This is a genomic window from Microcoleus sp. EPA2 (genome assembly GCA_020882975.1).
Lineage (GTDB): Bacteria > Cyanobacteriota > Cyanobacteriia > Cyanobacteriales > Microcoleaceae > Microcoleus.
This window is the reverse complement of record JAHRFD010000011.1, coordinates 79661-93705: the sequence shown is the minus strand read 5'-3', so window position 1 is coordinate 93705 and position 14045 is coordinate 79661. Positions and strand designations below refer to the sequence as shown.

The window sequence follows — 14045 nt, the reverse complement described above, 5'->3', positions numbered from 1 at the left end:
CGCCCTTGAGACCAAAATCGACACCAGCCGGATGGCCCACGGGAGGAGACTTTAGCTGAAAATGCTATCTTCCAGTGTGATGGAAAATTGCCGCTCTCATGCCACCGATATTAAAAAAGATATTAAAATAAATCAAAGTCAAATAAAAGCATAATTGGAATCCTTCATGTCTGTTTTGGCAGCGATCGCAGTTTTAGGTATCCTCATTGTCGTTCACGAACTCGGCCACTTCCTGGCGGCGAGACTGCAACACATCCACGTCAACCGCTTTTCCATCGGTTTCGGCCCCATCCTGTGGAAATACCAAGGCCCAGAAACCGAATACGCCCTCCGAGCCTTTCCCTTGGGAGGTTTCGTAGGTTTTCCCGATGACGATCCAGAAAGCACTATCCCCCCAAATGACCCGGATTTGCTCAAAAATCGGCCCGTGCTCGATCGGGCGATCGTCATTAGTGCAGGGGTAATTGCCAACTTAATTTTTGCTTACTTCCTGCTAGTAGTGCAATTTGGGACTGTCGGGCTCCCATCAATGGACTACCAACCAGGAGTTAAAGTCCCAGAAGTGGCGCTAGAAGTCAGTTCAGCCGCCGCCAAAGCCGGCATTAAATCGGGAGACATAGTTCTATCTGTAGACGGTAAGGAATTGGGGGCTTCCAGCCAAGCCATCAAATCTTTAGTCGCGGAAATCCAAAATCATCCCAACCAACCCCTAGCCTTGGAAATTCAGCGTCAAGAACAGAAATTTGTAGTAACAGTAACTCCCGAATTAACCCCTGACGGTAAAGGTCGCATTGGGGTGCAGCTAACTTCCAATGGTACTGTGGTGCGGCAGCGAGTCGGAATTGTCGAGGCGTTAACTAAAGCCTCGGCTGAATTTGAGCGGATTGTGGTGCTGACTTTTCAAGGTTTCGGGCAATTATTGAGTAATTTCAGTCAGACTGCTGAAAAGTTATCCGGGCCAGTAGCGATTGTGGCGGTGGGCGCAGGAATTGCGCGATCGGATGCAGCAAGTTTGTTTCAGTATGCTGTGCTAATTAGCATCAATTTGGCTGTGATTAATATCTTGCCTTTACCTGCTTTGGATGGCGGTCAGCTAGCTTTTCTGTTAATCGAAGGAATGCGCGGTAAACCTTTGCCGAACCGTATTCAGGAAAACGTGATGCAGACTGGTTTGGTGCTGTTGCTGGGTTTGGGAATTTTCTTGATTATTCGGGACACAGCTAATTTGGCTGGGATAGATTTTAGCTTTTTAAGGCAATAATAATTATTAGTTATTAGTTATTGGTTTTCGGGATAAAACAACTAATAACTAATAACTAATAACTAATAACAAATGACTAAAAAAATAAGTTTAAAAAAGCGATCGCTAGAAATTTTGAATCGCCTAAAATCCCTATATCCAGAGGCTCCTTGCACTCTCGATTACGAAACTCCCGTGCAGTTGCTGGTGGCGACTATTCTTTCGGCTCAATGCACGGATGCGCGAGTTAATCTGGTGACACCCGCTTTATTTGAGCGTTTTCCCGATGCAATTGCTTTGGGGAATGCCGATTTGGAAGAATTGGAGAATTTAGTGCGATCGACTGGTTTCTATCGGAATAAAGCTAAAAATATTAAAGGTGCTTGTTGGGCGATCGCCAATAAATTCAATAATCAAGTCCCGCAGACAATGGAATTGCTGTTAGAATTACCCGGAGTGGCGCGCAAAACGGCTAATGTAGTTCTCGCTCACGCTTTTGGAATTCATATGGGCGTGACAGTCGATACTCATGTCAAGCGATTAAGTCAGCGCTTGGGCTTGACCAAACATCCAGATCCTGCCAGGATTGAGCGAGATTTGATGCTCTTGTTACCGCAGCCCGATTGGGAAAATTGGTCGATTCGGTTGGTGTATCATGGTCGGGCGGTTTGTAATGCCAGAAATCCAAATTGTGATGTGTGTGAACTGGCAGATTTGTGTCCTTCTGCTAATGTTTCATAGAGTCAAAATTTATCGATCGGTCTTCTCTCTTCCTCTGCGTTCTGGAGCGTTCTCTGCGGTTAAATTATTTAAATTCATCCAAAATTACCAAAACATAGTATAATACTAGATTGTGATTTATCTAAGGATATCAACAGATTATGGCTAAAAAGAGCATGGTCGAGCGCGAGAAAAAACGCCAAAGACTCGTAGACAAGTACGCTGACAAGCGCGCAGACCTGAAAGACCAGTTCGACCAAGCTGCGAATCAGATGGATAAAATGGCGATTCACCGCGAACTACAAAAACTACCCCGCAGCAGTTCGCGGACTCGCTTGCGTAACCGCTGCTGGGCGACTGGTCGTCCCAGAGGTTACTATCGTGACTTCGGGCTGTCTCGGAACATGATGCGAGAAATGGCTCACGAAGGTCTTTTGCCCGGTGTAGTTAAGTCTAGCTGGTAGTAGAAAGAACGAAGGAAGAAGGAAGAAGATCGATGTGAAGAAGGAAGAAGGAAGAAAGCCCTTCGACTCTTCGACTGCGCAAGAAGCGGGTACGAAGAAGGAAGAAAAAACTCACAATCAATTAATGGGTAAGATTGTGTTTTGGGTTGATTCTTGTTTCCTGATTCTGAGTTAAATTTTCCTCTTTCTTGCTTCATTGTCCGCAGCATTTATCGATGCCCAGACTTTCTAGTAATAAGTCGCTGACGGCATTGGCGATCGCAAATTCGCCGTAGAAGCTTTTAGAAAAATCATAGGCTTGCATTTCGGTGACGATCGCAATTACGAGACTGCCCACATCGTTTTCGCCTTCCATGCGTTGGCGGACATAGATTTGGGCTGCTCTTTTGGCTATTTGCTGGTTGGCAGGTTCTGGGATAAACTCAGAGTCCAGCCATGCGAGCAGTGTTTGTTGGAGCCATTCACCTTCCTGTTCTGGGTTTTTGGCTGGTGGTAAGGTGATGGGTGCGATCGATTCTGACATAGTTATTCCTAATTCCTAATTGCTAATGTTGGCGGTTAACGGTCAACTGACAAACAACTGATAAATTTATGCAATATGATATACAGTCAATTATACAAGGATACGCGCAAGGCTATTTCCTGATGGCAAATGACGGTGAAGATAGTTTGGGCTGGTATTCCAGCCGCCAGCGGGCGCTGATTCCCCTAGATGAAAGCTTTACCTATCCTAAATCCCTCCGCCGTCAAATAAATCAAAATCGGTTTTCCGTGGCTGTAAACCGCGATTTTAGAGCGGTGGTTGAGGGTTGTGCCGATCGCGAAACTACCTGGATTTCTCAAGAACTCAAACAGATATATTGGGCTTTGTATCAGACCGGTTGGGCTTACAGCTTCGAGACTTGGTATGGTGACGAATTGGCTGGGGGAATTCTCGGATTGTCTATAGGCGGCGCTTTTATTGGCGAATCGATGTTTTATCGAATTCCAGAAGGTTCTAAGGTAGCGATGGTGAAATTGGTAGAGAGATTGCGCGATCGATATTATCTACTATTCGACGCTCAAATGAACAATCCTCACCTCGAAAGATTCGGGGCTTATACTGTCAAAGAAAAACAGTACAATGCTCTCTTGGAAGAAGCTTTGAAGCGCAATTGTTCCCTGTTGTAAATCGGAAATTCCTCGTTCTTCAGCCTGGCTTGGGAACGAAGAATTTCGCAAACCCATTCACTACTTACCCATAAATATCATCGATGAACTGTTAGTTACTAGCTAGGAGCCAGTATTGAGGTAAAAAAAATTAGGTTTCACATCCACCTGAAACTACCTACAAAAACTGGAAATCGGAACCATTAATCGCCAAAGCAAATGGACTTGCTGTTTCAAATGAACCAGTCAGATCGAAGTTGTTATTATTCAACACGATTCCCAAAATCTGCCCATTAGTGAGGTTGCGAATCACCATATCGTTGACAATTCCGTCATTGTCATAAGCAATCAGATTCTCGTCAGTAAACAGCAAACTTAATTCAGTTAAGCCATCAGTGAGACCAAGGCGATCGCCTTCCTCAAAGTTAAAATCAGTAATCACATCAGCTTGAGCAACACTAAATCCTTCATCATTGCTTTTGAGCACAAATATATCACTACCAGGGCCACCAGTCAAGACATCAACACCGCGATCGCCCACGAGGAAATCATTACCTTCATTGCCCTCTAAATCATCATCTCCTTGCCCACCTCGCAGTAGATCGTTGCCACGGCTCCCAAACAAAACATCATTACCAGCATCACCTCTAAGGACATCATTGCTCTCATTTCCATCAAGTATATCGTTATTTTTACCACCGTAAATGATGTCATTTCCCGGACCACCTGCGATGACATCATTGCCGTTATTTCCTAATAGTCGTTCGTTGCTATCGGAGGAACCTAAAATCGTATCGTTCCCATCTAATCCCCACACTCCCCACGTAAAAGCAGACAAATCTCCCTCTGTTACATTGATATCATCGTCCGTAGCAAATCCCAAAAAACGCGGTCCCCCCCCAGCGGACACAGGAAAACCAGTCAGATCTCCGAGTAGATTGTTAATCGTTAAAACCATGGATATCTCCTTTTCAAAATGCGGATTATCCTATTATATTTTAGAATTTACTGAGACGCTATAAATTTGAGTAAAAATTATTTTGGAACTTTTTTGTGTAAAACCAGTCAAGCGCAACTTGCTTGCGTATTTGCCATTTCCCAGCTCAAATATATTGACTAGGACTGCTAATATTTAGTACGTATCAACTGTTTAGCACTTATAATAAGCCTAACAGGCAATGTGCTAACAACGTTAATGTAACCCCGTAACGTCGAGAGGGCAAGGTTGTTTGTCAAGAAAAGTCAAAGTTTATAGTCCCGATCGCCCTGGGAAAATAGCCAGTTTTCGATCGCCAGACAAAAGCTTTATAAACAGGCTGTAATTTCTTCACCAAAAAAACTGGGTCTGAAGCCCCGTCCTTTTAGGACTGCTTTTCTTTGACTTTGAGGCTTCTGATTAATTCCCTAAGTACATCGGTTTTAGTCCGACCTACAGATTTGCAATGTTCTTCAAGGATTTTAAATTCAGACTCTTGAATCCGAAAATCTCAACCTTTCTTCGTGATTTCATCCGTTGTTTTGCTGTACAATTATATAACAAGGAGGATAACTCATGTTTGGCTGTCAACAAAACTTAATTCGAGCTGACTCAGAGATTAAGGCGATTCTCGAATATCTGTCTTCTGAGTCGGCAAAACTTTCTAATTGCGGAATTTACTATGCCCGTCAGTTATATTTTAAAACTGGCAAAGTTCCGAACCGCGCTCAGTTGCACAAGGTTTTAGGAACCGAAAAAGGATAGAATTAGTCAATTGTGTGAGCAGTACGGTTTAAGATTTCTGGAGACTGAAGAATCGTATTCCTCAAAGGCTTCATTCGTTGATAATGATTTGCTACCTACATTCGGCGAAAAACCCGAAGGGTGGCTTCCATCTGGTAAACGAATTAAGCGTGGCTTGTATCGAACAGCTCAAGGTTGGCTGATTAATGCAGATTGCAACGGTTGTGGCAATATTGGTAGAAAAGTAGCGGTAATGCTTGGACTCGATCTAAGCGGAATCAGTAGGGGCGAATTGTCAGCGCCTTTAAGACATAAATTATGGGCTTAAGAATCCCTGTGGCTTGACTCGCAGGGAGTGTCAAAAATCCTTAAATTCCGGCTCGCCAAGATTATTATTGGCAAAATTCACTGTTTTCAGGTGTTTTACTCATGTCTACTCCTAAATCCTCATCTCGTCAAAGCAGCAATCACTCCGCCAAGTCACTCATGCCAGCAAATATAGACTCCACTGAGCAAGATAATCAGAGTTTGCAAAGCGAAGTTAATATGGAACAGCTACTGCAAGCTTTGGCGGCGGGAGTACCGAGTCAATCAGCCGAAATAGAACGGTTAAAAACATGGAAACAAGACTTGCAGTGGGTGTTTCAATTCCTCAGCAACCGTCGCGTTTTAATAGCAGTAATCGAGCCGAGAACTTTTGCACTGCGGTACGCTAACGCAGCTTTCTGCCGTTTGGCTGGCTGGGAAGGAACACCCCTGGGAAATGGCCCACTAGGCGGTTTGTTTGCCGGAATGGGTATTACTTTGCTGGAACTGTTCGACGAGTGGGACAACAAAACAGCGGAACAATTATACCGTCGCCACCTTTTGCACTGGGTATTCAAACAATCTTATCAAATTGACCTCGGCGCTTTGCGAGTCCTCGACGAACCAGTGATGGCTACTGTCAAAAATCGGGTACACCCTGAACCAAGATTTGTCGAATTTTGGCTGGGCTCGGAACAGTTGCAAATTTCTAGAATTGACCCAAAGATAGATGAATTTGCCGATTTACATTTGCATTTAATGCCAGTGAACGAACGGGAAGCTTGGTTGATGCAGTCGAATCAATTGGCGATTTTAGGCGATCGCTTGCAGTTGGATAATTACCAAGTAGAAGGTTTACTGGTACTCGAAGGTTTTGATGTCACCATCCAGGAGCAAATTCGGCGGCTGACGCAGTTATTAATCGATCGCGATTCCATGCTGCGCCCCGACAAATTTGAAAGAATAGACGGTTGTTTACGATCGCTATTTAATGCTGACGGCACTTTGCTGCTGCGCCCTGACGGGGAACAGGTACAAATATTAGTCGCTAAAGGCGGCCAACCTTTGCAGCCAGTGGTTTATTCAATGGACTCCCTAGAAGATTCTCATTTTTTGAAAGCAACCGCGGCAAATCAAGTTTGGAATGTCCCCGATTTGCGCCGAGAATGCGACACCGAATGCGATCGGGCTTTGCGAAAAATGGGCGTGCGATCGATGCTACTGGTACCGCTAGTGGTAAAAACAGTCACCCGCGAGGGCTGCGTGCAGCGGATTTTGGGCCTAGTAGGGATGTTGTGCGATCGGCCCAACCACTTCAACCGCATTGACACCCAGCACGCCCAAGAACTCATTCCCGCCTTCATAGCAGCCCTGCGGCAAGCCATGCAGCAACGGTTTAGCCACATCCACAACATCCACCCCGCCGTCGAATGGCGCTTCATCCAAGAAGCCGAAAGACGAAGTTGGGGACTACCACAGGAAACAATAGTATTTTCTGAAGTTTATCCACTGTTTGGAATTTCCGATATTCGTGGTTCTAGCGACGAGCGAAATCGAGCCATTCAAAGTGATTTACTAGAACAATTTCGCTTAGCCTTAGACATAGTTGATGTCGTTTGTGTTTCACAAACCACTCACCTCGGCCAGCAACTACGGCTCGATTTACTAGACTACATTGAGCATTTAAAAGAAAAAATAACAGTTGATATGGAGGTGCGAGCAGCGGAATATTTGAACGAACATTTAGAAGTATATTTTGACTACTTTTTGCAGTGCGGGCAAAAAGTACAGGATGCAGTAGAAGCTTACCGAGTAGCTTGCCAAAACGAACACAACTGCGTTTATAGAGAGCGCAACCGCTACGACGAAATGCTCCATTTAATTAGTAGCAAACTCCAAGAAACTTGGGCTCGCTGGCAAGAGCGAATGCAGAAAATACTTCCCCACTACTGCGACATAGAATGCACCGACGGCATGGATCACATGATGTATGTCGGCAAATCTATAGATAGCAGATTCAGTCAGTTTCATCTCCACAGTTTGCGGTACGAACAACTGCGAGCAATTTGCGACTGCGGGCGCACCGTATTTCGCCTGGAAGCAGATTCGCAAATAAATATGGAACTCGCACATTTAGTCTTAGTACAAAATACCACTATAGACATTTTTCACAACGAAAATACAGAAAAAATGTTTGATGTCAAAGGCACCCGCGACATCCGCTACGAACTTGTCAAAAAGCGCATCGAAAAAGCCGTTGACAAAGACGCCCAAGAACGAATAACCCAGTCAGGAATGTTAACTATAGTTTATTCAACTGAAGACGAGTGGGAAGAGTACGAACAATATTTGCGCTACTTGTCTCGCGAAGGTTGGGTAGAATCAAAAATTCAAACAGGGATGGTGGAATCCCTGCAAGGAGTCAGCGGTTTAAAATTTGCCCGCGTCCGTATTTTACCAGACCCCGAATCCATTGTTCATGTCAGTGAAGTTACAGTTGTACAAGATTGAAACTCCCCAATTTAAACAGCAATTAAGGTAAGGGCCGTGCATGGTGCGTGGGGTTCTCATCTAGGGGCAACCAGGTGTGGGATTGCCCCTACACAAGTTAGTGCTATCTATTCTTTGTGACTTAGGGCATAAAAAAACGCGATCGATATCACATAAATATTCAAAAAATTAGCGATACTCTAAGTAAAATATAACCCTATATGAATTTAAATAAACTTATGCAAATTCTTTCAAAATACCAAATTAATTCTAATATCCATGAAGGTGTCGAAACAATTATCTATCGCGCCAACACACCTATTGACCAGACTTCAATAATTATCAAAATCCTCAAAGCCGAATATCCCACACTCGAAGCCATTACTCGCCTCAAACACGAATATCAAATCCGCCACAATTTAGATAACGAACAAATCGTTAAAACCATCAGTCTCCAAAGCTTTGACAACCGATTAGGACTCGTTGTGGAAGACTTTGGTGGCGAATCTCTCGGAAAAATGCTCGAAAGAGAAACCTTGAGTCTGCGATCCTTTTTAGACATCGCCATCAAAATAACTAAAGCCTTAGCATACCTGCACCAAAATCAGATTATTCACAAAGACATCAAACCCAGCAACATCATCATCAACTCCCAAACACAACAAGTTAAACTCACCGACTTTGGCATTGCCACCAAACTAAACAAAGAAAACCCGCAATTTAACAATCCCAACTCCGTCGAAGGCACATTAGCCTATATGTCTCCCGAACAAACCGGGAGAATGAACCGCACCCTCGACTACCGCACCGACTTTTATTCCCTCGGAATTACCTTGTATGAAATGCTGACAGGTCGTTTGCCATTTCAGAGCATAGACCCCTTAGAAATAGTTTACAGCCACATCGCCATACAAGCAATCTCGCCCCATCACATCACTCCTGAAATTTCGCCAACCATCTCAGAAATAGTGATGAAATTGATGTCCAAAAATGCCGAACACAGATATCAAAGTGCAGCCGGATTACTCGCCGACTTAGAAAACTGTTTATATCAATTAGAAACCACAGGAGAAATCACAGATTTTAGCCCTGGACGTTTAGATATTCTCAGTCAGTTATTAATACCCCAAAAATTATACGGTAGAGAAAACCAAGTCAATCAAATATTAACAGCATTTGAACGTGTAGGAGCTGGTTCACCTGCATCTTTGCCACCTAATCGAAATACAGAAAATCCCGCCCCTTCCCAAAGCGAACTAATGCTAGTATCCGGCTATTCCGGCATCGGCAAATCAGCAGTCGTCAACGAAGTTAGCAAACCAATAACTCGCTCAAAAGGTTACTTCATCAGCGGCAAATTTGACCAATTCAAACGCAACATTCCCTACGCATCATTAATTCAAGCATTTAACTCGCTACTGCGTCAGTTGCTAACAGAAAATGCGGTCGCCATAGAAACATGGCGCACAAAAATTTTAACAGCTTTAGGCACAGACGGGAAAGTAATTGCCGATGTAATTCCAGAACTTGAATTAATCGTTGGGAAACAGCCCAATGTGCCAGAACAGGGCCCTGTAGAATCGCAAAATCGCTTTAATCGCGTATTCAAAGAATTTATTCGCGTTTTTGCCCAAAAAGAACACCCGCTAGTCATCTTTTTAGACGATTTGCAGTGGGCAGATTCAGCAACATTAAAGTTAATGCAAACACTGATAACTGACCCCGACCAACAATCTTTACTGCTAATCGGTGCTTATCGAGATAACGAAGTCAGTCCGACTCACCCGTTAATTCAAACTGTAGAAGAAATTGAAAAAACAGGGACGGTTGTCAACAATATTGTATTGGCACCGCTCAATTTAGAAAATGTGACTGAATTAGTGTCAGACACACTTAACAACCGCACGGAAAAAATCAATAATTTAGCTGAGTTAATCTGCAACAAAACAGGCGGTAATCCTTTTTTCTTGACGCAACTCCTTCAAGCACTTTATCAAGAAAATCTTTTAAAATTTGAGTTTAACTCCACTGGGGAATGTCAAGGGGGATGGCATTGGAGTCTAGACGAAATTCAAGCCATTGGAATTACCGATAAAAGTGTAGTCGAACTGGTAGCCAGCCGCCTTAAAAAACTGCCCGTCACTACGCAAGAAATGTTAAAATTAGCAGCCTGTGTAGGGGATAAATTTGCTCTAGATGTACTGTCACTGGTCAGTAAAAAGTCAGCGAATTCTACAGCAAATGAACTTTATTCAGCTTTGCAAGCAGGGTTAATTCTGCCCTTGAGCGATGCTTATCGCATTCCTTTAGTTTTCGACAAATCGGAATCAATTAACCTTAAATTAGACACTTCGCGGGTTAGTTACAAATTTTTGCACGATCGCGTTCAGCAAGCCGCCTATTCCCTAATTCCCGAACAGCAAAAGCAATCCACCCATTTAAAAATCGGTCAATTACTGTTACAGAATACTCCGCCAGAAAAGATCGAAGAAAACATCTTTGATATTGTCAATCAGTTAAATGTGGGCATTGACACGATTAGCCAGCCCGCAGAAAAAATTGAGTTAGCAAAACTAAATTTAACTGCGGGGCGTAAGGCGAAAGCCGCTGCTGCTTATGAATCTGCTGTTAGGTACTTGCGGGTGGGGCTGGAATTATTGCCAGCAGATTGTTGGCAATATCTGTATGAATTAACTTTAGCAATTTACGAAGCAACAGCCGAATCAGAATATTTAAACAGTAATTATGAAGAATCAAAAAAGTTAGTTGATTTGACGTTAATTCAAGCCAAAACTATCCTGGAAAAAGTCAATGTCTATGAACTTCAACTCCAGTCTTATAATGTTCAGAATAGACTCATAGAAGCCCTAAATACAGGACTAGAAGTGCTCAAACTGTTAGGCATTAATTTTCCTGAAAATCCCAAGGTTCCGAATATTGTGCTAGGACTAATCGAGAGCAAAGTGAGATTAGGAACTAAGCCAATTAGCGAGTTAGCAACCTTACCAGAAATGACCGATCCTGACAAAGAAGCAGCTATGCGGATTTTATCAGTGATTCTCGGATCTGCTATTGCAGCCAAGCCCCTACTGGTACCGCTGCTGACCTTTACGATGGTCAAACTGTGTATTAAATATGGAAATTCGCCTTATGCTAGTGTCGCTTACGTTTATTATGGCGCAGTTTTGTCCAAGCTAGGGGACTTTAGTTTGGCCTATCAATTCGGCCAACTGGGAATTAAGCTATTAGAAAAATGTTCATCTCGTTCAATTAAAAGTAAAGTTTATACAGGTCTTGGTGCTTTTATTCTACCTTGGAAAGTAGAACTTAACTCTGCATTATGCTATCTCAAGGAAGGTTTTCAAAGTGGCATGGAAGCAGGAGAATTGGAATATGCTGGTTATTCTATTAATCTATATTGTACTTATACACTGTGGATGGGAAAGCCTCTAGATGTGGTTGCAGAGGAGACAGATAAGTATGTGAAACTAATGCAGCAACTTAAACAAGAAAGCTCTTGGCTATCTATAAGTATAGAGAAAGAGATCGCCCTCAATTTGTGTGGTAAAACTGCCGATACCTGTCATTTAGTTGGTGAGATTTTTAATGAATTCAAATTGCTACCAGCTTTGATAGAAGGGAAAAGCTTTGTGTTAGTCTGTTTGGCTTACAATGCCAAAGCTATGCTTAATTATATGTTTAAAAACTACACCGAAGCTGTAGAAAATTCACGGTTATTTGAGAAATATGAAGAAGTAGCAGCGGGATTTTATATAGTTTCTGTGAGTAAATTCTACTACTCCTTGAGTCTCCTGGCTTTGTATCCCCAAGCTGAAAAAAAGGAGCAAAAGCAATATTTCAAAAAAGTGGTAGAAATCTTTAATAAAATGAAGAAATGGGCTGTTAATGCTCCCATGAATTACCAGCACAAATACGACTTGGTAGCAGCGGAAAAAGCGCGAGTGCTGGGGCAAAATTCCGAAGCAATGGAATTGTACGATCGCGCAATTGCTGGTGCCGCCAAAAACGGTTATCTTCAAGATGAAGCCTTAGCTTATGAATTAGCCGGAGAATTTTATCAATCTCTAGGAAAACAGATAATTGCTCAAGCATATCTAACTAAAGCTTATTATGGCTATATCCGCTGGGGAGCTATAGCTAAACTTAAACAGTTAGAATCAACACATCCTTTCTTGTTAGCACAAACACGCACCACCCAAGCCCCAACCAAAACCCTCGATGTCACGCGCACTACCACTGGAAGCACTACCAGCAATGGTTTAGGCGATTTCTTGGACGTGACTACTTTTATTAAGTCTTCGCAAGCGATTAACAGTGAAATAGTTCTCGAAAAATTGTTGACAAAATTAATTAACATCCTTTTAGAAAATGCGGCGGCTCAAAAAGTCGTGCTGTTGTTACTTAAAGACGATGAACTCTGCATTGAAGGAGTAGGTAATTCTACAGATAGCACGGCAACTATTTTACAATCTATACCCTTGGAAAACAGTAAAGATTTGCCAATTTCTGTGATTAACTATGTTTTTCGCAGTCAAAAGCCTCTGGTATTGGAGGATGGGAATGTTGCTGAATTTTTTCATGCAGATGTGTATATTAGAGAATTTCAAATTAAATCAATCCTGTGTTTGCCAATTATTTATCAATCCCATCTCCAAGGAATTATTTATCTAGAAAATAAGTTAACAGCCGGAGCTTTTACCACCGACAGGGTAGAAGTTTTAAAGGTTTTAGTTACTCAAGTTGCTATTGCGATTGAGAATGCTAGTTTGTACGCTCGCGAGCAAGAAAAATCTCAACTATTAGAAAAGTCTTTCTCGGAACTGCAACAAGCACAACTGCAATTAATTCAAAGTGAAAAAATGTCTTCTTTGGGTAATTTAGTGGCTGGTGTCGCTCACGAAATCAATAATCCGGTTGGTTTTATTGCGGGGAATATTAACGAAGCTAATAGGAGTGTTGCTGATTTAATTAACCATTTGAAGTTATATCAGGAAGAAGTGACAGATCCTAGCTCAAAAATTGAACAGGATGCTGAAAATATTGATTTAGAGTATCTTATACAAGATTTGCCGAAAATGTTGGGGTCAATGAAAGTTGGGTGCGATCGCATTCGCAATATTAGCACGTCTCTGCGCACCTTCTCCCGTGCCGACACCAACCAAAAAGTATTGGCAGATATCCATGAAGGGATTGATAGCACTTTAATGATTTTACAGCATCGCTTGAAAGCTAATCCCGACCGTCCCCTGATTCAAGTGGTTAAGGAGTATGGAAATCTCCCAAAAGTTAAGTGTTATTTGGGACAGTTGAATCAGGTGTTTATGAATATTCTGGCAAACGCGATCGACTGTTTTGAAGAAGCAAATAAAGGTCGGAGTTTTGAGGAAATTGAACTCGCTCCTAATATCATTACTATCAAAACTGAAATTGATGACGAGCATCAAATAGTTGTCATTAAGATTGGAGATAATGGCAGGGGAATTTCTGAAGAAGTTGTAGCGCGGATTTTTGACCATTTATTCACTACGAAAGGTGTTGGAAAAGGGACAGGGTTGGGTTTATCTATCAGTCGTCAAATTGTGGAAGAAACCCACGGTGGCAAACTGACTTGTGATTCGGTAGTGGGAACAGGGACAGAATTTGCGATCGCCCTACCGCTGGATTAAGCTACTATGGCGTATTTTGAAACCCGGAGATCCCCCCTAACCCCCCTTAATAAGGGGGGGGGCAAGAGCATTCTCTTTCTTCCCCGTTTTTAAGGAGGGACTCGGCGTATTTTGAAACCCGGAGATCCCCCCTAACCCCCCTTAATAAGGGGGGGACAAGAGCATTCTCTTTCTTCCCCGTTTTTAAGGGGGATTTAGGGGGATCAAGACTAGGCTAAAAACGACACAACATAAATTTTAAAATTTGTCAATGTCTAATTATCTGAGAA

The 14045-nt window shown here is 42.7% G+C and carries 9 protein-coding genes; 7 read left to right on the top strand and 2 right to left on the bottom strand.

Going from position 1 to position 14045, the window contains the following annotated elements:
• Positions 1-166 precede the first annotated feature (166 nt).
• The 3 genes from rseP to rpsN all read left to right on the top strand — a co-directional run bounded on the left by rseP (position 167) and on the right by rpsN (position 2424).
• Positions 167-1261, top strand: a complete 1095-nt coding sequence (gene rseP / locus AAFP14_RS12485; RefSeq protein ID WP_341732574.1) for an RIP metalloprotease RseP — start codon at positions 167-169, stop codon at positions 1259-1261.
• Positions 1262-1333: 72 nt separating this feature from the next.
• Positions 1334-1981 carry an endonuclease III gene (nth, locus tag AAFP14_RS12480; protein WP_341732573.1) on the top strand — a complete coding sequence of 216 codons (648 nt, stop codon included), beginning with the start codon at positions 1334-1336 and terminating at the stop codon, positions 1979-1981.
• 140 nt (positions 1982-2121) lie between these two features.
• Positions 2122-2424 carry a 30S ribosomal protein S14 gene (gene rpsN / locus AAFP14_RS12475; RefSeq protein ID WP_340518712.1) on the top strand — a complete coding sequence of 101 codons (303 nt, stop codon included), beginning with the start codon at positions 2122-2124 and terminating at the stop codon, positions 2422-2424.
• Between the two features lie 193 nt (positions 2425-2617).
• Here the strand turns inward: rpsN and AAFP14_RS12470 are convergent, their stop codons facing one another.
• Complete coding sequence (locus AAFP14_RS12470) at positions 2618-2947, bottom strand: hypothetical protein (RefSeq protein ID WP_341732572.1); 330 nt, start codon at positions 2945-2947, stop codon at positions 2618-2620.
• 68 nt (positions 2948-3015) lie between these two features.
• Here AAFP14_RS12470 and aat point away from each other — a divergent pair, with 68 nt between their 5' ends.
• Complete coding sequence (gene aat, locus AAFP14_RS12465; protein WP_341732571.1) at positions 3016-3594, top strand: leucyl/phenylalanyl-tRNA--protein transferase; 579 nt, start codon at positions 3016-3018, stop codon at positions 3592-3594.
• 157 nt (positions 3595-3751) lie between these two features.
• Here the strand turns inward: aat and AAFP14_RS12460 are convergent, their stop codons facing one another.
• Entirely contained in the window at positions 3752-4531 is a 780-nt protein-coding gene (locus AAFP14_RS12460; protein WP_341732570.1) for a calcium-binding protein, read from the bottom strand.
• A gap of 594 nt (positions 4532-5125) precedes the next feature.
• Between AAFP14_RS12460 and AAFP14_RS12455 the strand changes: the two genes are divergently transcribed.
• The 3 genes from AAFP14_RS12455 to AAFP14_RS12445 all read left to right on the top strand — a co-directional run bounded on the left by AAFP14_RS12455 (position 5126) and on the right by AAFP14_RS12445 (position 13776).
• On the top strand, positions 5126-5314 hold the full coding sequence (locus tag AAFP14_RS12455; protein WP_341732569.1) for a hypothetical protein: 189 nt from the start codon (positions 5126-5128) through the stop codon (positions 5312-5314).
• Positions 5315-5722: 408 nt separating this feature from the next.
• A complete protein-coding gene (locus AAFP14_RS12450; RefSeq protein WP_341732568.1) occupies positions 5723-8110 on the top strand; it encodes a GAF domain-containing protein in 2388 nt (795 codons plus the stop codon).
• A 218-nt stretch (positions 8111-8328) separates the two neighbouring features.
• Entirely contained in the window at positions 8329-13776 is a 5448-nt protein-coding gene (locus AAFP14_RS12445) for a trifunctional serine/threonine-protein kinase/ATP-binding protein/sensor histidine kinase (RefSeq protein ID WP_341732567.1), read from the top strand.
• The last annotated feature ends 269 nt before the right edge of the window (positions 13777-14045 follow it).

Bases quoted from the DNA above. Each gene is read 5' to 3' on its own strand.
- rseP (WP_341732574.1), top strand. From the start codon at position 167: ATGTCTGTTTTGGCAGCGATCGCAGTTTTAGGTATCCTCATTGTCGTT.
- AAFP14_RS12460 (WP_341732570.1), bottom strand. From the start codon at position 4,531: ATGGTTTTAACGATTAACAATCTACTCGGAGATCTGACTGGTTTTCCT.
- AAFP14_RS12445 (WP_341732567.1), top strand. From the start codon at position 8,329: ATGCAAATTCTTTCAAAATACCAAATTAATTCTAATATCCATGAAGGT.
- aat (WP_341732571.1), top strand. From the start codon at position 3,016: ATGCAATATGATATACAGTCAATTATACAAGGATACGCGCAAGGCTAT.
- rpsN (WP_340518712.1), top strand. From the start codon at position 2,122: ATGGCTAAAAAGAGCATGGTCGAGCGCGAGAAAAAACGCCAAAGACTC.
- nth (WP_341732573.1), top strand. From the start codon at position 1,334: ATGACTAAAAAAATAAGTTTAAAAAAGCGATCGCTAGAAATTTTGAAT.
- AAFP14_RS12455 (WP_341732569.1), top strand. From the start codon at position 5,126: ATGTTTGGCTGTCAACAAAACTTAATTCGAGCTGACTCAGAGATTAAG.
- AAFP14_RS12470 (WP_341732572.1), bottom strand. From the start codon at position 2,947: ATGTCAGAATCGATCGCACCCATCACCTTACCACCAGCCAAAAACCCA.
- AAFP14_RS12450 (WP_341732568.1), top strand. From the start codon at position 5,723: ATGTCTACTCCTAAATCCTCATCTCGTCAAAGCAGCAATCACTCCGCC.